Source organism: Vibrio sp. 10N (assembly GCF_036245475.1).
Lineage (GTDB): Bacteria > Pseudomonadota > Gammaproteobacteria > Enterobacterales > Vibrionaceae > Vibrio.
The window spans coordinates 2,430,764-2,450,841 of the sequence record NZ_BTPM01000001.1; the positions used below are offsets into that span (position 1 = coordinate 2,430,764).

Sequence of the window (20,078 nt, forward strand, 5' to 3'; positions counted from 1 at the left end):
AGCAAGAGAGAAAATCCTATCTAGTTCATCGAATTTTTCGAACAAGTGCCTCCTAGCGGCGATTTAGTCGCTAGATAATAGCCTGTAACTCGGTCCACAAGTCATGAACGATAACGCGATCTGCTGGACTCAGCTCTGACTTGGCTTCATCAAGGCTTGCTTGGATGCGGGTTTTAAACTCACCAATATCGGCAATGCCATCTTCTTCACACGATGCCGCAGACAGTGAAATGTGACCGCGTAAGTAACCACCAGCGAACAGCTCATCATCCGAAGCTTGAGTAATTCGAGAATCAATGGTTTCTAGTAGTTTTTCTTCGTATTCAATAATCATGTTGAGGCTCAGATTTAGTTATCTAATATGGATGGTTCGCAACTAGCGAACCACGAATGTATTGTGAGAAAGCTCAGGTGTGTTGTAAAAGGCGCGTAACGCTTCAGACAACATCTTAACGCGAAGCGGAATGCCCGCCTCTAAAATGCTCAGCACCTCAGCGCGTACCTTTTGCATAAAACCCACTCGGTCAGGCTCAAAGTCGCCGCTCAGGTTATCGCAACTGACCGTAAACGGGAAACCAGCGCTGGCTGAGAGTATCCACTCATAGGCTTGTGGGCGAATTTCAACTTTCTCAAACTCACTTTGAACTTCTTGGGTGCGTCCATCTGGCTGATACCAATAGCCAAAATCTTCCAGCAGTCTGCGTTGTGGCCCTGCGACACACCAGTGAGCTATTTCATGCAGCGCAGACGCGTAAAAACCTCTGGCAAAAACAATTCGATGATAGTCCACCTTATCATCAGCAGGCAGATAAATAGGCTCGTCGCCACCCAACTCAAGTTTGGTGCGATAGTCACCAAAGAAAGTTTGATTGAAAATAGTGATGAGATCTTGATACTCGTGGTGCATAACGTTTGTGTAGCAATAACAATTGGCGTTATTGTCTATTCATTCGCAACCGAGGTAAAGAGTAAACTCACTTAACTGGACTCATCTCTGATTCCACCCCCTCCCAAATCTCGACATATCACTCAAATTGATTAGTTAAATTAATCCGAAAAACGTTTGCGCAGTAAAACATTTCATTCGTCAACCTTGACGCAAATCACTACACTGTCGCATCTTCATTTTTTCGAGTTTTGAGTTATGTTGCTCACTGTCTTATACATCATCGGCATCACGGCAGAAGCGATGACTGGCGCGCTTAGTGCGGGCCGACGCAACATGGATTGGTTTGGTGTCATGCTCGTTGCCAGTGCGACCGCGATTGGTGGCGGTACGGTTCGTGATATCTTACTTGGCCACTATCCACTAGGATGGGTAAAACATCCTGAGTTTTTGGCCATTACTTGCCTTGCTGGGATCCTGACAACGGGACTGGCAAAATGGATTATTAAATTTAAAGGTGTGTTCCTAAGACTCGATGCACTTGGTTTAGTGGTGTTTACCATTATCGGCACCAATGTAGGACTGAGTATGGGCTTACACCCATTCATTTGTGTGGTATCTGGTCTCGTCACTGGCGTCTTTGGTGGCTTACTGCGTGACTTGATCTGTCGCCAAACGCCGTTGGTGCTTCATCAGGAGCTATATGCGTCTATTTCTGTTGTCGCAGCCTGCCTATATTTGGCGCTGCTTGAATACGGATTGTCAACGCTGTCTACCACCGTAATCACATTGGTGATCGGCTATACATTGCGTATGGCAGCGGTACGTTTTAAATGGCGTTTACCTTCATTCCAACTAGACAGTGAAGAAGCAGTGCACTAACTTAAGCATTCGACTCCAACGGTTTCCCGTTGGAGCCATTATTTTTTTACTCTTGCTCCTCACACACTCGGTTTTGAATCATTGGCGGTGCCGGCTCATAATGACTCAAAGTCATGCTAAAGCGCCCTTCTCCACCCGTTAACGCTTTTAGCCTGCGCGAGTAATCTGCTAACTCGTTAATCGGCGATTTGGCCTCCAAAATAGTGCTGCCAAAAGTCCCTTGCTCACTTCCGACGATGAGTCCTCGATTAGCAGAAAGATCCCCAGAGACATCACCGACGTAATGCGTTGGGATCTCCAAAGACAAGTCGACGATAGGCTCTAACACTATCGGCCCCGCCGCCTCTACTGCTTGCAAGAACGCTTTTTTACCCGCAATGACAAACGCTATCTCTTTCGAGTCAACAGAATGGTACTTACCGTCAAACACCGTCACTTCGATGTCTTTGATAGGGTTGCCTGATATGGCTCCCTCTTCCAACGCTTGAATTATGCCTTTCTCCACCGCCGGAATTAACGCGGTTGGAATCGCACCGCCCACCACTTTATTCACAAATTGAAACCCTGCGCCACGCTCCAATGGTCTGACTTTCAAGTGCACTTCGCCAAATTGCCCCGCACCACCACTTTGTTTCTTATGGCGATATTGTGCTTCTGCAGGCTTGGTAATGGTTTCGAAGTATTCAACGCTTGGCTGACTGGTCTCTACATCTAACTTGAAGACTTGTTGCATCTTCTCAAGCGCGATCTTGAGATGGAATTCACCCTGGCCGCTAAGCACAGTTTCATTGGTCCGTGTACGGTGTTCTATTTTGAGCGACGGATCTTCTGCGGCGATTTTGGCTAAGACATCAGACAGCTTTTGTTCATCACCACGTTTCTTCGGCTTCAGCGTCTGACTGTACATCGACTCTGGGAAGTTCAGCGTTTTGAACTGCACACCATCTTCATCGTGTGAGTCATGAATCACCGAATCAAAGGCAAGATCATCCACTTTCACCAATACGCACAAATCGCCTGCTTTAGCACTGGTGATCTCTTGACGTTTCTTACCTTGTAAGTTGTAGAGATGGCCAACTTTAAACGCTTTACTGCTATCACCAATGAAAAGCTGACTGCCCGCGGTAATTTCCCCCTGGAAAACACGTACGTAGGCAAGCTTGCCCATATAAGGATCCACGTTGACCTTGTAGACATGTGCGACAGTATGGTCGCGTTTGTCACAATCAATCGCTACTTGCTGACCATTTTTCTCAAGCATCGGAGGATTACCTTCGTCTGGCATCGGCATAATTTCTGCCAAGGTACGAAGTAACAACTCGCATCCAGCCCCCGTATCTGAGGAGACAAAACAGACCGGTACTACGTGCCCTGTTCGGAGTGCCTTTTCAAACGGATCGTGAAGCTGTTCTGGCGTCAACTCGGAGCCTTGCTCTAGATAGAGCTCCATTAACGATTCATCCATTTCTACGACTTGATCGACGAGCAGCTCATGGGCTTCATCGACGCCACTGAACAAAGTGGCTTGCTCAGGGTTTGGCTCAAAGTAGCAATCAATGACTTCGGCAGGCTTATCACCAGGTAAATTAATCGGTAGACATTGTGCACCGAAGCGCTGCTCAATTTCTTCGAGTAGCGCCAAAAGCTTATCGGGATGCTGATCGATCTTATTGATGATCACCATCTGGCACTTTTTCTGCTCTTTTGCGAACTGGAACAGACGCTCTGAGACTTGGTTGATGGAACTTCCCGCATCAAGCACCAAAGCTGAGGTTTCAACCGCAGGAAAGATACTTAAAGTGCGGCCAAGAAGCTCTGCTTGCCCAGGAGTATCAATAAAGTTCATTTGGTGGTTGCGCCACGAAAGGGTGACTGGGGTCGCTTCAACGCTGTGCTGATAGTGGATAGATTGGTCGTCAAAATCGGTGATCGTGTCACCATCTTCGACATGACCTAGGTTATTAATAGCGTGGGACTCAAAAAGCAGACGTTCAACTAAGCTGGTTTTGCCAGTTCCTGTTTGACCGACAAAGGCAATATTTCTAATTTCATGTTGAGACATAGGAGGCTCCTTAAATGATTGGAAACAAGCACTGTTACATTGAGTCGGCGGTTTCCCGCCTACTCGTCTTCCAAGTCATTTTTCGGATCCTTCTGTCCAAACAATGCACTCCCACGTGATGGCTGAGTACCTAGTGTGAACCTATACCCATACAAATATTGTGACTAATTTCATAACCTCCACAGTTGAGGTTATTTATTATCCAATCCGTGATTTACACCAAAAAAAAGCCTCTTGGAGTTACCCAAGAGGCTCAATAAAAAACGCACGATTATGTTAGATAACCGGTGTCTCTGTTTGCACGCCGTGGTTCTGACCACGATGACGCAACAGGTGATCAAGCAACACAATCGCCAACATCGCTTCAGCGATTGGCACAGCGCGAATGCCCACACATGGGTCATGACGACCTTTAGTGATCAATTGCGTTGGTTCACCGGTTTTAGTGATGGTTTCACCCGGTACAGTGATGCTTGAAGTTGGCTTCAGTGCGATATTGGCAACAATATCCTGGCCGGTAGAGATACCACCTAAGATGCCACCAGCATGGTTACTGCTAAAGCCTTGCGGCGTCAGTGGATCGCGGTGCTCACTGCCTTTTTGATTCACTACATCAAAGCCATCGCCAATCTCTACACCCTTAACTGCATTGATGCTCATTAGCGCATGGGCGATATCCGCATCAAGACGGTCAAAAATCGGCTCACCCAGACCCACTGGTACGTTCGTCGCGACCACTTGTAGCTTGGCACCAATTGAGTCACCTTGCTTTTTAAGATCGCGAATAAGCTGGTCAAAAGCGTCTACTTTGTCGACATCTGGACAGAAAAACGGGTTATTTTCGATTTCGTTCCAATCTACCTTATCAATAGACACATCGCCCATTTGTGATAGGTAAGCACGAATTTCAACACCAAACTCTTGCTTGAGGTATTTCTTGGCGATTGAACCCGCTGCTACACGCATCGCTGTTTCACGAGCTGACGAACGGCCGCCACCACGGTAATCACGGATACCGTATTTTTGGTGATAAGTGTAGTCCGCGTGTCCTGGTCGGAACTTGTCTTTGATTTCTGAGTAATCTTTTGAGCGTTGATCGGTGTTTTCGATCAGTAGACCAATCGACGTGCCTGTGGTTTTACCTTCAAACACACCTGAAAGGATTTTTACCTCATCAGGTTCACGTCGTTGAGTAGTGTATTTTGATGTCCCTGGACGACGACGATCTAAGTCAACTTGCAGATCGGCTTCCGTGATTTCCAATCCAGGAGGGCAACCGTCCACCACACAACCGAGTGCGATGCCGTGACTCTCACCAAATGTGGTTACACGAAAATGTTGTCCGATGCTATTTCCTGCCATTACTTCCTCTGTCTGTCCGAACAAGCGCAATGTCCGCAGCTTGTCCTTTGCCTGTCTATTCTTCGTGAATTCATAGTGACGACAAAGGCTGACGTTGTAAACCCCCAAACGAAAAAACGCTGCAATTCTCATTGCAGCGTTATTCTATCTTAGAGTCAGTGCCCGATTAGTCTTTGTAGATCGAGAACTCTTCTGCGTGTTCAACAATCTGATCACGCGTTAGCATGAACACACCGTGACCGCCGTTTTCAAACTCAATCCATGTGAATGGAATATGTGGATACTGCTCCATCATATGAACCATTGAGTTACCCACTTCACAGATAAGAATACCGTCGTCAGTTAGATAATCCGGTGCATTTGAAAGAATGCGGCGTACCAGTTTCAGACCATCAGTACCCGCTGCAAGACCAAGTTCTGGCTCATGCGTGAACTCTTCTGGGAGTGAGTTCATATCTTCTTCATCCACATAAGGTGGGTTAGAGACAATCAGGTTGTATTTTTCTTTTGGCAAGTCGCGGAATAGATCCGAGCGAATTGGGAATACTTGCTGCTCTAGACCATGATCTTGAACGTTTTGCTCGGCCACTTCCAAAGCATCCGTTGAGATATCTATCGCATCCACTTCTGCTTCTGGGAAAGCGTGTGCACAGGCAATCGCAATACAGCCACTGCCCGTACAAAGATCCATAATACGCACTGGCTCTTCTGCTAGCCATGGCTGGAACTGAGCTTCAATCAATTCACCAATTGGTGAACGTGGCACCAATACGCGCTCATCGACAAAGAACTCTAGGCCACAGAACCACGCTTTATTGGTTAGGTAAGCCGTTGGTGTACGGTCGTTAATACGCTTGATAACGCGCTCAACAACACGCAGACGCTCGCTGCTAGTCAAGCGCGAGTTTAAAACATGAGGTGGCACATCAATCGGTAAGTACAGCGTTGGCAGGATCAGCTGAACCGCTTCATCCCAAGCATTGTCGGTGCCGTGGCCGTAAAACAGACCCGCTGCGTTGAATCGACTTACGGTCCAACGAATCAAGTCTTGAAGTGTGTGAAGCTCAGAAACGGCTTCTTCCACAAAAATCTTATCCAAAATTGCCTCCAAAAAGCGCTACAATACTGCCAATCTAGATGTTTATTAAGTTGTCCCAGTCTATGAGCAAAAAAGACACCAACGCTGATGACGATTTCGCCCTTTTTAGGGACGCAGTACAAGGCGTAAAAAAGTTGCAACAGGATACCATAGTCCAGCAGCCAAACAGAAATAAGAAACAAAAAGAGCAGAAAAGAACTAACCGTGAAGCAAAAGATGCGGAGTTTTACTTCTCTGACGAGTTTGAGCCGCACTTGAGCGATGATGGCCCAACGCGTTATTCGCGTGACGACGTGTCCACCTATGAAGTGAAGCGTTTAAGACGAGGTGTGTATGTACCGGATGTGTTTTTGGACATGCATGGTATGACGCAGCAAGAAGCCAAGCGCGAGTTGGGAGCCATGATCGCCCATTGTATACGAGAAAATGTGCACTGTGCTTGCGTTATGCATGGCATCGGCAAGCACATTCTGAAGCAAAAAGCGCCCCTTTGGCTGGCTCAGCATCCAGACGTAATGGCTTTCCACCAAGCGCCGCTGGAATTTGGCGGCGATGGCGCGCTGTTGGTTCTACTCTCTATTCCGGAGAAGTAACCTATCTCCTCAAAGGCGCCCTCTTTTGAGCGGCAAACCTTTCTGACTAGGCAAATTAGATTATGGGTGAATATGCCAAAGCACTTCGCCCTGTCTTCTTTGCACGTCGTATTCGATGCAAACCAAACCAGACGTTGGGAACATAGGCGCGCTGATGTCTCCGACAAACTCCGCTGTCAAATAGCCAACTAAAGGCAAATGAGAGACCAATAGCAGCGACTCTAGGTTCTCAACCTCAGCAATAGCCGACACATACTCCACCACATCTTCCGCTTGGCCATAAGGCGTGATGTCATCCGAGGTAACCACATCATCACTACTAAACTCTTGGCTAATCGCCGACCACGTTTGCTGCGCTCGCAGATAAGGGCTCACTAGCACCTTATCAAACCGGCCATGCCCCTGCTGCTTGCACGCTCTGGCAACGATAATAGAATTTTCTTTGCCATGCTCAGTAAGAGCACGCTGCTCATCCGTTGGTGCGTAATGGACGGCTTCGCCATGACGCATAATAAACACTTTCATATTAACACCCGCCTATTCAATGGTCGCACATAGCAACCACCTCTAGCGCTATGACCCTGTACTGTCTGTCGCAATTGCCTGCATAACTCGATGACTAGGGTATATACTTATTTAAAAAAATTAATTATATCAATTCACTTGCTAAAGGCTTCGACTTTCTTAACAATTTACATGTTCATACTTAAAAAGATTGTAAGTTAGTTTTTGTCTGTCTCCATTTAAAGTTTGTAAATAGTTATTGGTTGTCCTTGTTAGTACCAATTGTGAGACATTGCTTTTGTCGCCAGACGCTTGGTTAAGCTGTCCCAAGCCACCGCTTAATCCGGAGAAGATACGTGCATATAAGTCCAAATGATAATCGCTCATATCGCTACCTCACTCTAAGTAATGAGTTACGCGTCCTGCTCGTCAAAGACGAGCAAGCTCAAAAGTCCGCGGCCGCACTCGCTGTTAATGTTGGCCACTTCGACGATCCAGAAGATCGTGAAGGTCTTGCCCATTATCTTGAGCACATGCTGTTCTTAGGTACGGAGAAGTACCCTAAAGTGGGCGAATTTCAATCCTTCATCAGTCAACATGGTGGCAGTAACAACGCCTGGACCGGCACTGAGCATACTTGCTACTTCTTTGATATCTATCCTAATGCGTTCGAGAAAGGTCTCGACCGATTTAGCCAGTTTTTCAGTGCGCCACTGTTTAACGAAGAAGCGTTGGACAAAGAGCGCCAAGCCGTCGATTCTGAATATAAGCTAAAGCTCAATGAAGATGGCCGCAGGTTGTATCAGGTCCAAAAAGAGACCATCAACCAAGCGCACCCATTTTCAAAATTCTCTGTCGGTAACATCGAAACACTCAGCGACCGCAATGGCGAGAGCATTCGAGGTGAGATCCTTCGTTTCCATCAACAGCAATATTCGGCTGATATCATGACATTGGCGATGATTGGTCCACATGAGTTGGATGAATTAGAGCAGTGGGCCACCGATAAATTTGCTGACATCGTCAATAACATGCGCAGCAACAAATCGATTGAGGTGCCATTTACCACCGAAGACAATACACAAGTTATGGTTTGCGTTGAGCCCGTCAAGGAGCTTCGTAAATTGATCTTGGCGTTTCCATTTCCAGCCACACAACAGCACTATCATCAAAAGCCGTTATCCTATTTCGCCAACCTACTCGGCTACGAAGGCAAAGGCAGTTTGATGTTGCACCTCAAAGAGCGCGGCTGGATCACCTCACTGTCTGCAGGTGGCGGCGCATCGGGAAGCAATTATCGCGAATTTAGCGTCAGCATGACGTTAACGCAAATCGGTCTCGAACACGTCAATGAGATGATTCAAGCGGTATTCCAATACCTTGAGCTTATCAAAACTCAAGGTATGCAAGAATGGCGCTACTTAGAAAAGCGTGCGGTCATGGAGTCTGCGTTCCAATTCCAAGAGCCAGCAAGGCAAATGGACATGGTTAGCCACCTAGTGATGAACATGCAGCACTACCCACAGGAAGATGTGATTTATGGCGACTACAAAATGGCCGGTTACGACGAAACCATGCTACTTGAGTACGCGCAATTTCTAACCACTAACAATCTCAAAGCAACACTTGTCGCCAAAGATCAACACTACGATAAACAAGCCAAGTGGTACTTTACCCCTTACTCAGTCACTAAGTTTACTGACGACGAACTGGCGTTTTTTAATCAACCACTCTCGGATGGCGAACAACCTTTCTGCTTGCCAGATAAAAACCCATTCATCAATTACGATTTATCCACTTACCCGCTTGAGAGCCAAGAAGCGCACCCGCAGTTAATTGAGGACTTAGAAGGCTTCCGTTTATGGCATCTGCAAGACAGTCAATTCAAAGTTCCGAAAGGTGTCGTCTTCATCGCCATTGATAGCCCATACTCGGTTGCTTCTGCGCGTAACATTGTTAAAACACGCCTATGTGTGGAAATGTTCTTAGACTCGCTATCAGAAGAGACCTATCCCGCTGAAGTTGCCGGTCTAAGTTATGATATGTATGCCCACCAAGGCGGCGTTACCTTATCGATTTCTGGGTTTAGTAAAAAGCAGCCACAGCTTCTGGAAATGATCCTCAAGCGCTTCGCTTCTCGTGAGTTCAACCCCGCTCGCTTTGATAGTATTAAAACTCAGTTAATGAGAGGCTGGCGTAACTCCGCGAAAGATCGTCCGATTTCACAGCTATTTAATGCCATGACGGGGATCTTACAGCCTAACAATCCACCAAACTCCGTGCTGCTTGACGCGCTAGAGACCATTACCGTCGACGAGCTTCCTAACTTTGTGCAAGCTATATTGTCAGAATTGCACATCGATATGTTTGTCTATGGTGACTGGCACAAACAAGGCGCTCATGACATCGCAACGACACTCAAAGATGCACTGCGTATTCACAATCAAAAATACGAAGAGAGCCTCAGACCTTTGGTGATGTTGGGTCGCAGCGGCAGCTTCCAAAAAGAAGTGTTTTGCGACCAAGATGACTCTGCGATTGTGGTTTATTACCAATGTGAAGACATCAATCCACGCAGCATCGCTCTGTATTCACTTGCCAACCACTTGATGTCGGCGACCTTCTTCCATGAAATCCGAACCAAACAGCAGCTCGGTTACATGGTCGGTACAGGTAACATGCCACTTAACCGTCACCCTGGTATTGTGCTTTATGTCCAATCACCCAACGCAGCTCCAAGTGATCTTATCCGTTCAATCGATGAGTTTCTAAACGCGGTCTACATGGTGCTACTTGAGCTCAATGACTACCAATGGCACAGCAGCAAGAAAGGGCTTTGGAACCAAATCGCAACGCCTGATACCACGTTACGAGGCCGCGCGCAGCGATTGTGGATTGCCATAGGGAATAAAGACACCAGCTTTAGCCAACGAGAGAAAGTGTTAGAAGAGCTGAAATCGTTGACGCGTGCTGACATGATCCGTTTCGTGGTAAACGAACTTAAACCTCGTACCGCCAATCGTCTCATCATGCACAGCCAAGGCAAAGCACATGTCGATGCAGAAAAGCTCGAATTAGGCCGCGAGATCGGCTCTATTGAAGAGTTCCAGTTGAGACCGAAAGATACCGACTTAGGATAAAAAAACACCCCCTCATATGAGGGGGTGACTGTTTGTAGACCCTAGGTGCTCTCCAATTTATTTATAGAAGCCTTCATCCAGACCAGCACGGGTTACCAAACCATCGCAAGGTGCAAAACGGTCACCGTACTTCTGAGCATGGTCGTTCATAAGTGCGACCACTTTCTTAATACCCAGTGAGTCCATGTAACGGAATGGCCCACCTAGGAATGGCGGGAAGCCAATACCAAAGATAGCCCCAATGTCCCCGTCTCTTGGACTGCGAATAATACCCTCGTCCAAGCAACGAACTGCTTCGTTCAACATTGGCAGCACACAGCGCATAGCAATATCTTTCTCTGCCATCGTTGCTTCCGGCTTAAGACCGAGCACGCTGTACACCGAGCTATCAACGGTCTTCTTCTTACCTTTGTAGGTGTAGAAGCCTTTGCCAGACTTACGACCTTTACGACCATCGTTTAGCAGTTTGTCGAACACATCAGGGCCTTGGAATCGTTCACCAAGTTCATTGACCAAAATCGGCATGATCTTAGCGCCAATATCCACGCCAACCTCATCAAGCAGCGTAATCGGCCCTACTGGGAACCCGAAGTCTAGTAATGCTCTATCCAATGACTCAATAGGTTCGTTCGCAAGAAGCACGTTCGCCGACTCATTCATGTATGGCGCAAGAATGCGGTTTACATAGAAACCCGCTTGGTCTTTCACCACAATCGGTGTCTTACCTTGCTTTCTTGCAAACTGGACCATAGTGGCGATGGTCTCTTCAGAGGTCGTCTCATGCGGAATGACTTCCACAAGCGGCATTTTATCTGCAGGGCTGAAATAGTGCAGACCGACCACGTTTTCTGGGCGCTCCGCTTTTTCTGCAATCTGCGCAATTGGAATCGAAGATGTGTTGGTTGCGAAGATTGTGGTCGGCTTCGCATGGGTTTCCACATCGCTGACCATTTGCTGCTTAAGACCTAGGTCTTCAAATACCGCTTCAACCACCACATCCGCTTTATCGAATCCGGTAAAGTCGGTACCGCCCGCCATTTGCAGCATTTGCGCTTGTAAGTCGGCTTTAGAGATGATGCGACGCTTGCGCTTTTTCTCTAGAAGTTTGTAGTTGTAACCTAGCGCATTAACGATGCCATCATTAGAGACATCTTTAATTCGTACTGGCACTTTCGCTTTGCTAACGGTGACATGAGTAATACCCGCACCCATTAGACCACCGCCAAGAACAACGGCGTTATTCACCGTGTTTGGCTCAGCATCGCTACCAAACTCTTTCTTCATTTCCGTGGTTGCGAAGAAGATAGAACGCAGCGCTTTTGACTCAGATGTCATAACGAGCTCACCGAAACGCTTCGCTTCGTTCTCCAGCCCTTTCTTCATGCCTTTTTCTAGGCCATAACGAATCACATCCAAAATAGCGTCTGCTGCTGGATAATTGCCGCGCGTTTTTTCATTGGTCTTCTTCGCTGCCTGATCAAAAATCACCTTGCGGCCAAGGCCAGTGCCTGCCATGAGAACTTCTTTCTTGCTCAGTTTCTTGGCTTTACGCTTTTTACCTTTGTCCAAAAACTGTTTAGCGACATCTAGCAGGATAGTCTTCGGTACACTTGCATCAACCACGCCAAGCTTTTTGGCTTTTTTGGCGCGAAGCTGTTTGCCTGTAAGGATCAGATCCAACGATGGCAGCAAGCCAATCAAACGTGGCAAGCGCTGAGTACCACCAGAGCCTGGCAATAAGCCAAGCTGCACTTCTGGTAAGCCAAGCTTAGTGATAACCGCATCACTACAGACTCGGTAATCACACGCCAGCGCAAGCTCAAGACCACCACCTAAACAAGGTCCGTGGATAGCCGAAACGACTGGGAAGGGTAAGTCTGAAAGCTGCTGGAACATCTCTTGTCCTTTAGCTGCTAAAGACTGAGCTTCTTCAGCTGAAGTACACGCATCAAGCATTCTTACATCGGCACCAGCGATGAAGTTATCCGGTTTAAGCGAGTGGACAATCAGTCCTTTTAACTCAGATTTTTTCTGCTCTAGTTCTTCAAACAGCTGCGCCATTTCGTCGGCAAACGCAGCTTGTAACGTATTCATTTTTTCGCCTGGCACATCGATGCCAAGCCAAGCGATGTTCTGCTCATCTACGGAAAGATGAAAGGCTTTTTGTTCACTCATTATTCTACCTCCAGAACCATTGCTGCACCCAAGCCACCTGCTGCACACGCCGTATTAAGGGCAAGCCCTCCCCCGCGTCGCTTCAGTTCATTCAACGTTTGTGTAATCATTCGCGCGCCTGTGGCGGCAAACGGGTGACCATAAGCAAGCGAGCCACCTAGTACGTTGAACTTATCCATATCAATTTCACCGATCGCTTGAGAGCGACCCAGTTTTTCTTGAGCGAACTTATCGCTGGCAAACATCTTCACATTGGATAGTGCTTGCGCCGCAAAGGCTTCGTGCATATCAATCAGTGTCAGGTCGGACAATGAAATCCCTGCGCGGTCTAATGCCATAGGGGTCGCGTAAGAAGGCCCCATCAACATGTCTTCACGAACGCCAATTGCTGAGAAGGCGTAAGAACGGATGTAGCCCTTGATTTCAAGCCCAAGCTCTTTCGCTCGCCCTTCACGCATCAGCATAATCGCTGCTGCGCCATCGGTAAGCGGCGTACTGTTTGCTGCCGTTACGCTGCCGTATTGTCTATCAAATGCGGGACGTAATTTGCTGTAGCTGGAAAGCTCAGAGTCATGACGAATATTGTTATCTTCATCCAAGCTCTTTTTATAAGGCTCTGGGAATGCAGACATCACTTCATCGCGCACTTTGCCTTCTTTCCATGCTTGAGAAGCAAGAGTGTGAGAGCGGTGAGCAAGCTCATCTTGCTCTAAACGAGTAATGCCGTGTGATTTTGCCATTTGCTCGGCAGTTTGTCCCATAGAAAGGCCTGTCGAGTACTCTGCGACTGCAGGAGGTACTGGCATCAAATCTTTAAACGATAGCTTTTTAAGAATATTGAGTTTTTGGCCGACAGTTTTGGTTTTACTCAGAGCCAATAAGTTTGCAGCAAGCTTCTTGGATACGCCAATTGGCAGCACCGACGACGAGTCTGCACCACCAGCAATACCCGCATCTATGGTCCCTGCCATAATGCTTTCACAAACGTTAGCCGCGGCTTGGAAACTGGTCGCACAAGCGCGAGTCACACTGTAGGCATCGGTATGGATGTCCATTCCAGTGCCCAGAACAATTTCACGAGCAATATTTGGCGCTTCCGGCATTTGCACTACTTGACCAAACACCACTTGGTCGATCAACTTAGGATCAATGTTGGTGCGTGCCATCATTTCGGCTACGACCATTTTTCCTAAATCCACCGCTGGTACTTGACTAAATTCGGTACTTTGGCGGGCAAAAGGGGTTCGAAGCCCCGCCACAACAGCAATTCGCTCACCGTTTCGAGTGGTGAGATCGATTTTCCCCACGTCCTTACTGCTCATAGTTTCTCCTTCCTAAAGAGGTCTGACCACATACATTGTAACGAGATTGTTAAGGATTTAAAACAACCGTTTGACAAATATCACCGGTTTTATTGAATAACGTGATAGGGTCGACCAAAATGGAATATGAGATTTACGTAATGTCAGCAACAATATGATGTGGGAAAACAAGAAGATATCGGCAGGATTTCAGGCAAAAAAAAACCACACAGATAATTGTGTGGTTGGAATCTCTAAAGCAATTAACTTGCGCCAATTGAAAATAATCAGTTTCCTGATTAGGAGAAAGTAAAGTCAGCCTTCAAAAGGAAGTGTCATCTTGCTCAACATGTTAGTCCCGAAAGACCAACGAGATGACAGGGTTCACTATAACTGCTCCACAGGTCGGAATTTTGAACTAGATCAATTTTGTGTGACTTTACTGACACTGCAGAACAAAAAACACGGTTCACAGAGCGAAAATGGGGGCTCCTGTGTCATTAATTAAAAATTTTGGAAAGAAATTCTCCAAACGTCCGGTCAACTCGGATATGGACAAACAAAGAAAATACGAAGCACTGGTGCGTGCTTATCATCGAGACCTGTATCGTTACGCGTATTGGCTGTGTAAAGACAAGCCTATCGCGGAAGATTTGGTTCAAGAAACTTGCCTACGTGCATGGAAATCGTTAGATAGCCTGCAAGATGAAAAGGCCGCAAAGTCGTGGCTTATCACTATCCTGCGTAGAGAGAATGCGAGGCGTTTCGAGCGTAAGCAATTCGATCTGGTCGATATTGATGACTACGGTAATGATGCCAAAGTTTCCGATGACCCGCACCACCAACAGGAGTGGCTTCAAGCACAAATCATGAAACTCGATGTTGAGTATCGCGAACCGCTTTTCCTTCAAGTCGTCGGTGGCTTTAGTGGTGAGGAAATTGGCAACATACTCGACTTAAACAAGAATACCGTTATGACTCGATTATTTAGAGCTCGAAACCAGCTTAAAGAGATGCTTGAGTCTGAGGATGCACATAGGGGGCAACAAAATGGATGAGTTAGAATTCCGTCGTCGCGTTATGTCCGATCCTAAGGCAAGAGATCCAGAGCTGTTGGAGGCGACCAAAAACAGTGAGGCGAACGCCAAATACCTAGATGATATTCTGGGCTTAGATTCGCGTATCGAACAGGCAATGAAAGTTGACGTGCCTGATGACCTTGCCGATCGTATTTTGTTCAACCAGCCACCAGAAAACAATGTCGTCAAAGTAAGCTTTAGTAAAAAAGCGCTATCATTGGCGGCCTCTGTGATGTTTGCATTTGGTTTGCTTGTTGGTCAGGTTAACTGGGGCAATGTTGTTGTATCTGATGCGCAAGCATCGCTGCCAGATATGGCCATGGCGCATTTTAATGCTGAGAAAAGCTTTATTGAGTCTTTGGATGAAAATCCCTCAGTAGATCAAATCAATGCCAAGCTATTGCCGTTTGCCTACCAGTTAGGACAAAGCTTTCCGTACCACGTGTTTTACATTAATCATTGTGGGTTCGGTGACTCAAATGCTATGCACATTGTATTTGAAGGTGAAAAAGGCAAAGTAACTATGTTCGTTACCACCATTGCTACCGACCAAGTGGAGAGCTTCGATAAAGATGGCATGGCAGGCATGGTTAAACCAATGGGCGACAGTAGCTTTGTCCTTGTTGGAGAAGAAGGCGAAGATTTAGCGAAGATCGGCGAAAAAATCAAAAACATCATGAATCCTGCATAGAAATGTAGACTTAATGAGGCTTATCCTTAAGGGTAGGCCTTTTTTTGTATCCCTACCCCACTTTAGAGTACAAACTCTAAATATCGACATATTCGATGCTTTTACTGCCAGTTAGTCGTCATTTATATACTTTTTGCGTCATTTTTATTACTGGTCAGATTTCTAATGTCTATACTAGCGATTAGGATCAGCCCCGAATTGAGTTTTAACTCAATTTACACTAACGCCCATAAGAGGCGATTACAAAAAAGGATGTATACTAAATGACTACTTCGCGTCTGTATAAAAAAACACTATTAGCAGTGGCAGTCTCGTCACTCACGTTCGCCTCTCAACAAGCAGCAGCCGCTGGCTTCCAGCTCAACTCTCAATCTGCAACCGGTCTAGGCCGTGCGTTTGCAGGTGATGCAGTAATCGCCGACAACGCATCGGTAATGGCGCGTAATGCGGCAGCTATGACGCTGTTTGATACTCACCAATTCTCTGGTGGTTTGAACGTAATTAGCTCAAGCATCGATGTGAAAGACATTGGTGGTGTTGGTTTTGGCGAACCAAATGCTAACAACACAGCAAATTCTCCTGTACCAAATATTTATTATGTCCACAGACTGAATGATAAATGGGCGCTAGGTGCAGGTATATATTCTAACTTTGGTACTACCAATGAGTTCGATAGCTCGTTTGGCAATGCCAACCTTGGTAAAGTCTTTGGTGGTACAACAAAGATCTCCAGTATCAACTACACACTTAATGCTGCGTATCGTATTAACGATCAATGGAGTGTTGGCGGTGGCTTAGATATTGTTAGCGGATCTGGTGAACTTAAGCGTGAAACATCTCCAGGTACTCCAGGTTTCGGTCAAACAACAGCACTGAACGTAGACGCTAGTGGTGTGGGTCTTGGCTTCAACTTAGGCACTGTATTTGAACTAAATGAGAACAACCGTTTCGGTCTTGCATATCATTACAGCCCAGAAATCGAAGCAGATGGCACTGTGTATGCAGACGCTGGTGTCGCATTAGGTAACCCGGCTTTTGTGGGTGTTAATGCAGTCGATGGAGATAAGCTTAAGCTGGCATTGCCAAGTATGTTGGAGTTCTCTGGTTACCACAGAATCGAAAACTCGAAGTTCGCTGTTCACTATAGTCTACAATGGATCGGTTGGAGCGTATTCGACCAGTTAGAAACGACTGGTGGTACGGTTCTAAAAGATTACGAGTGGAAAGATGGTTACCATGCTTCTCTAGGTGGTACTTACTATCTAAATGACAACTGGGAACTACGTGCGGGCTACATGTACGATACTGCAGCTCAAGATCAGCTAACTTCCATTTCTGTTCCTGACTCAGATCGCCACTGGTTCTCTGCTGGATTTGGCTACCACTTCAAGCAACACCACACTGTAGATTTTGGCTTCACTTACTTAATGGGTAGAGACGTTTCTGTAACGGAGACTTCAGGTCCTCTTACTCTTACAGCTACAACACAAGCAAATGCGATCCTAGCTGGTATCCAATACAGCTACAGCTTCTAAGCACTAGCTTCCAATATCTTAAAAGGGTCGATATATCGGCCCTTTTTGCTTTTCTGCATATATTACCCCCTTCCCTCCTTACAACTGTACGCTCAAACTTTACAACATCTCGATAACAACCAGAACATTCACCTGCAAAATACCATCTGCCGATAGATAATCTTAAAAATGCACATTCAGTCACAAAATAGTTTTAAAGTTATTGCTCTAAAAATAGAATCTGCGCTCTAAACGCAATTAATTTGAGCGAACAATAATGATAAATACAAAATACTCTCCCCTTGCTATTGCAGTGGTATTGGGAACACTAGCGTCTACGACTGCGTCTGCGGCAGGCTTCCAACTTGCGGAATACTCTGCTACTGGTCTAGGCCGTGCTTACGCTGGTGAAGCAGCGATGGCGGATAATGCTGGAGCACAATGGCGCAACCCTGCAATACTTACCTACTTAGAAGGTACACAAATCTCCGGTGGTGTGTTGTACGTTGAGCCTAATATTGATGTTAAAGGTACGGCGACGATAGGCGGCCAACCTGTTTACACAGAAGCGAAAGACATTGCGAACAGTGCACCAGTCCCTAACCTTTATGTTTCTCATCAAATCAACGACCAATGGTTTGCAGGCTTAGCGTTAGGGTCTAACTATGGTATGGAAACGGACCTAGGCAGCGACTTCAAAGCGACTCAATATGGTAATGAAGCGAAAATCATGACTGTTGAAGCAGTGGCAAACCTTGGTTACCAAATCAATGATGCATTCAGTGTTGGTGGTGGTATCCGTTTTGTTACTGGTGAAGGTAAGATTGGGGCAACAGCACCTTTCACACTACCTACATCAGCAACTACAGCAATTCAAAAAGGCTCATACCTTAAATATGTCGAAGGCACTGACAGCTCTTGGGGTTATGTCCTCGGTGCGGCATGGCAAATCAACGACAGCCATCGCCTCGGTTTTGCCTATAAATCTGAAGTGATGATGGATTTTGATGGATACGGCGAGGGCGAAGTCTTCCACTTCCAAGGTCGTCGCGACGGCAAGCTTAGCGTAGCTCTGCCTGCAACCGCTGAACTTGCGTCTTTCCACCAACTCACTGACCAATGGGCGATGCATGCAAGCATTAACTGGACCCAGTGGAGCAGCTTTGAAAAGCTGGAAGCTAAGTTTGTAGATGGTGTGACGTCTCCTATCAAGAACGAGAACTGGAAAGACAGCTATCGCTTTGCATTGGGCACAACTTACCAGCTAAACAGCAAACTTGCCCTACGTGGTGGTGTGGCTTATGACATGTCTGCAGTTGATGACAAATACCGTACTACAACGATTCCAGAAACAGACCGTACTTGGCTTAGTGCGGGTGTTAGCTACGCATTTACCAAGCAATTTACCTTGGATGGCGGCCTAACCTACATCATGGCTCGTGATGCCTCTATTGTTGAGCCACGTGATGAGCTAGACCAAAGCGCTGCTGCGTTTGGCACATTCGAAGGTGAAATTTCTGGTGATGTATGGATTGCAGGTATTCAAGCGAACTACCACTTCTAATCTCCTGATTTACGACAAAAGCAGTAAATTGATCGTCATCCCCTTGCAAAAGGGGATCTCATACAGCGCGTTGAAAACCTAAATGGTAAGTAAGCCTATCAATTAATGTTGGTCACGCGCTTGGTGAGATCTTCACTTGCGTGAAGATGACGGCAACGGCCTGAGATATTTCTAAAAAAAAACGTCACTCATTTGAGTGACGTTTTTATATCCTAAGCCATTGTTACTGCTCTTTAGTCCTACTCATCAAAGCTATCCAAGTAATCATCAATATACGCTTCTTGCTCTTCATCAACCTCATCACTGACCACTTCAGCATTATAGTTCTGGCGCTGAATATAGATATCACGCGTTAACGCGTATGGATCAGGTGAACGCTCTAGCGTTGCCTCCTGAGACACAACAAGTGCCCGTTTCTCCATACCTTCTAACGCCCATTTGCCTAGGCTTGCCCAGAAGTTCAGGAAAGAAATAGGTGGGTAAAGACCATCGACTACATCCGCACCTTCACGCAAAGTGATCGGACCGTAGCCAGGAACCATAAAATAAGGACCAGTACCTACGCCATAGTGCCCAATGGCGTCGCCAAACTCTTTCTTGTCGTGCTTTTCAATGCCGGCCGCCGAGGCGATATCAATAAAACCGAGCAGGCCAAGCGTACTGTTGATCCAAAAACGATTGAAATGGTCGAGGGCTTTCGAACCATTACCCATCACCACATTGTTGACCGCACTAAACGGCTCATCTAAGTTGGCAAGAAAGTTACTCACACCAGAACGAACGGGCACGGGAGTATAATTCACATAAGCAAGCGACACTGGCCTGACAAAGTATGGGTCAAGGTAATCATAATTGAAGGTCCACATTACACGGTTAAAGCCTTCAAAGGGGTCATAGACGTCGGTGCCGACAGAAGCTTCGGTACTGAAATCAATACCAGTTTGCGCTGTATTGGCCTGCGCTTCATTATTCGCTGGGAGCGTATCGCGTTCAGATCCGTTTTCTGACGATACACTTTGTTGTGACGTGTTGGAGCCGGAGAGCGCTCCTTGATCTGTAAACTCTTGCTCATCCTTGGGTGCTGAAGAGCAACCAAACAGAAATACGCTAGATACAAAAACGGCAAAAAGCGTAGACTTTTTGCCGGTTATTGCTAATTGCATAACCTCATCCATAAGCTAGTACAATCTTTATTTGCTATGTTAATTGTTTTTCTATTTACTTGA

General features: G+C 46.5%; 16 protein-coding genes. 7 read left to right on the top strand and 9 right to left on the bottom strand.

All coding sequences use genetic code 11. The annotated features are described in order from the left end of the window. Positions 1-70 precede the first annotated feature (70 nt). Positions 71-334, bottom strand: coding sequence for a YfcL family protein (locus AAA946_RS11285; protein WP_338164937.1), 264 nt, complete (start codon positions 332-334; stop codon positions 71-73). Positions 335-376: 42 nt separating this feature from the next. Further along, a complete protein-coding gene (locus AAA946_RS11290) occupies positions 377-907 on the bottom strand; it encodes an elongation factor P hydroxylase (protein ID WP_338164938.1) in 531 nt (176 codons plus the stop codon). A gap of 237 nt (positions 908-1,144) precedes the next feature. Between AAA946_RS11290 and AAA946_RS11295 the strand changes: the two genes are divergently transcribed. Then, a complete protein-coding gene (locus AAA946_RS11295) occupies positions 1,145-1,768 on the top strand; it encodes a trimeric intracellular cation channel family protein (RefSeq protein WP_338164939.1) in 624 nt (207 codons plus the stop codon). 46 nt (positions 1,769-1,814) lie between these two features. Here the strand turns inward: AAA946_RS11295 and fusA are convergent, their stop codons facing one another. The 3 genes from fusA to prmB form a co-directional block, all read right to left on the bottom strand. Next, complete coding sequence (gene fusA, locus AAA946_RS11300) at positions 1,815-3,830, bottom strand: elongation factor G (RefSeq protein ID WP_338164940.1); 2,016 nt, start codon at positions 3,828-3,830, stop codon at positions 1,815-1,817. A gap of 276 nt (positions 3,831-4,106) precedes the next feature. Further along, positions 4,107-5,192 (bottom strand): chorismate synthase, encoded by a 1,086-nt coding sequence (gene aroC, locus AAA946_RS11305; protein WP_338164941.1) that lies wholly within the window; start codon positions 5,190-5,192, stop codon positions 4,107-4,109. Between the two features lie 166 nt (positions 5,193-5,358). Then, positions 5,359-6,291 (bottom strand): 50S ribosomal protein L3 N(5)-glutamine methyltransferase, encoded by a 933-nt coding sequence (gene prmB / locus AAA946_RS11310; protein WP_338164942.1) that lies wholly within the window; start codon positions 6,289-6,291, stop codon positions 5,359-5,361. A 62-nt stretch (positions 6,292-6,353) separates the two neighbouring features. On the opposite strand from prmB, the gene smrB reads away from it, so the two are divergent. Beyond that, complete coding sequence (gene smrB / locus AAA946_RS11315; protein ID WP_338164943.1) at positions 6,354-6,884, top strand: endonuclease SmrB; 531 nt, start codon at positions 6,354-6,356, stop codon at positions 6,882-6,884. 60 nt (positions 6,885-6,944) lie between these two features. Here the strand turns inward: smrB and sixA are convergent, their stop codons facing one another. After that, entirely contained in the window at positions 6,945-7,409 is a 465-nt protein-coding gene (gene sixA, locus AAA946_RS11320; RefSeq protein WP_338164944.1) for a phosphohistidine phosphatase SixA, read from the bottom strand. Positions 7,410-7,744: 335 nt separating this feature from the next. On the opposite strand from sixA, the gene AAA946_RS11325 reads away from it, so the two are divergent. Continuing rightward, on the top strand, positions 7,745-10,528 hold the full coding sequence (locus AAA946_RS11325; protein WP_338164945.1) for an insulinase family protein: 2,784 nt from the start codon (positions 7,745-7,747) through the stop codon (positions 10,526-10,528). Between the two features lie 57 nt (positions 10,529-10,585). On the opposite strand, the gene fadJ is transcribed toward AAA946_RS11325, so the two are convergent. Next, complete coding sequence (gene fadJ, locus AAA946_RS11330; RefSeq protein WP_338164946.1) at positions 10,586-12,703, bottom strand: fatty acid oxidation complex subunit alpha FadJ; 2,118 nt, start codon at positions 12,701-12,703, stop codon at positions 10,586-10,588. Next, on the bottom strand, positions 12,703-14,025 hold the full coding sequence (gene fadI / locus AAA946_RS11335; RefSeq protein ID WP_445206077.1) for an acetyl-CoA C-acyltransferase FadI: 1,323 nt from the start codon (positions 14,023-14,025) through the stop codon (positions 12,703-12,705). Before fadI ends, fadJ begins: the two co-directional genes overlap by 1 nt. Positions 14,026-14,486: 461 nt before the next feature. On the opposite strand from fadI, the gene AAA946_RS11340 reads away from it, so the two are divergent. The 4 genes from AAA946_RS11340 (at position 14,487) to AAA946_RS11355 (ending at position 18,852) form a co-directional block, all read left to right on the top strand. After that, the gene (locus AAA946_RS11340; protein ID WP_338164947.1) at positions 14,487-15,062 is read left to right on the top strand and encodes a sigma-70 family RNA polymerase sigma factor; all 576 of its coding nucleotides are present in this window, start codon (positions 14,487-14,489) and stop codon (positions 15,060-15,062) included. Then, positions 15,055-15,774 (top strand): DUF3379 family protein, encoded by a 720-nt coding sequence (locus tag AAA946_RS11345; RefSeq protein WP_338164948.1) that lies wholly within the window; start codon positions 15,055-15,057, stop codon positions 15,772-15,774. Before AAA946_RS11340 ends, AAA946_RS11345 begins: the two co-directional genes overlap by 8 nt. 263 nt (positions 15,775-16,037) lie before the next feature. After that, on the top strand, positions 16,038-17,309 hold the full coding sequence (locus AAA946_RS11350) for an outer membrane protein transport protein (protein ID WP_338164949.1): 1,272 nt from the start codon (positions 16,038-16,040) through the stop codon (positions 17,307-17,309). A gap of 259 nt (positions 17,310-17,568) precedes the next feature. After that, the gene (locus AAA946_RS11355) at positions 17,569-18,852 is read left to right on the top strand and encodes an outer membrane protein transport protein (RefSeq protein WP_445206105.1); all 1,284 of its coding nucleotides are present in this window, start codon (positions 17,569-17,571) and stop codon (positions 18,850-18,852) included. Between the two features lie 239 nt (positions 18,853-19,091). On the opposite strand, the gene AAA946_RS11360 is transcribed toward AAA946_RS11355, so the two are convergent. Beyond that, positions 19,092-20,015 carry an MlaA family lipoprotein gene (locus AAA946_RS11360; protein WP_338164951.1) on the bottom strand — a complete coding sequence of 308 codons (924 nt, stop codon included), beginning with the start codon at positions 20,013-20,015 and terminating at the stop codon, positions 19,092-19,094. Between the last annotated feature and the right edge of the window lie 63 nt (positions 20,016-20,078).

Bases quoted from the DNA above. Each gene is read 5' to 3' on its own strand.
- AAA946_RS11285 (WP_338164937.1), bottom strand. From the start codon at position 334: ATGATTATTGAATACGAAGAAAAACTACTAGAAACCATTGATTCTCGA.
- AAA946_RS11290 (WP_338164938.1), bottom strand. From the start codon at position 907: ATGCACCACGAGTATCAAGATCTCATCACTATTTTCAATCAAACTTTC.
- AAA946_RS11295 (WP_338164939.1), top strand. From the start codon at position 1,145: ATGTTGCTCACTGTCTTATACATCATCGGCATCACGGCAGAAGCGATG.
- fusA (WP_338164940.1), bottom strand. From the start codon at position 3,830: ATGTCTCAACATGAAATTAGAAATATTGCCTTTGTCGGTCAAACAGGA.
- aroC (WP_338164941.1), bottom strand. From the start codon at position 5,192: ATGGCAGGAAATAGCATCGGACAACATTTTCGTGTAACCACATTTGGT.
- smrB (WP_338164943.1), top strand. From the start codon at position 6,354: ATGAGCAAAAAAGACACCAACGCTGATGACGATTTCGCCCTTTTTAGG.
- sixA (WP_338164944.1), bottom strand. From the start codon at position 7,409: ATGAAAGTGTTTATTATGCGTCATGGCGAAGCCGTCCATTACGCACCA.
- fadJ (WP_338164946.1), bottom strand. From the start codon at position 12,703: ATGAGTGAACAAAAAGCCTTTCATCTTTCCGTAGATGAGCAGAACATC.
- fadI (WP_445206077.1), bottom strand. From the start codon at position 14,025: ATGAGCAGTAAGGACGTGGGGAAAATCGATCTCACCACTCGAAACGGT.
- AAA946_RS11340 (WP_338164947.1), top strand. From the start codon at position 14,487: ATGGGGGCTCCTGTGTCATTAATTAAAAATTTTGGAAAGAAATTCTCC.
- AAA946_RS11345 (WP_338164948.1), top strand. From the start codon at position 15,055: ATGGATGAGTTAGAATTCCGTCGTCGCGTTATGTCCGATCCTAAGGCA.
- AAA946_RS11350 (WP_338164949.1), top strand. From the start codon at position 16,038: ATGACTACTTCGCGTCTGTATAAAAAAACACTATTAGCAGTGGCAGTC.
- AAA946_RS11360 (WP_338164951.1), bottom strand. From the start codon at position 20,015: ATGCAATTAGCAATAACCGGCAAAAAGTCTACGCTTTTTGCCGTTTTT.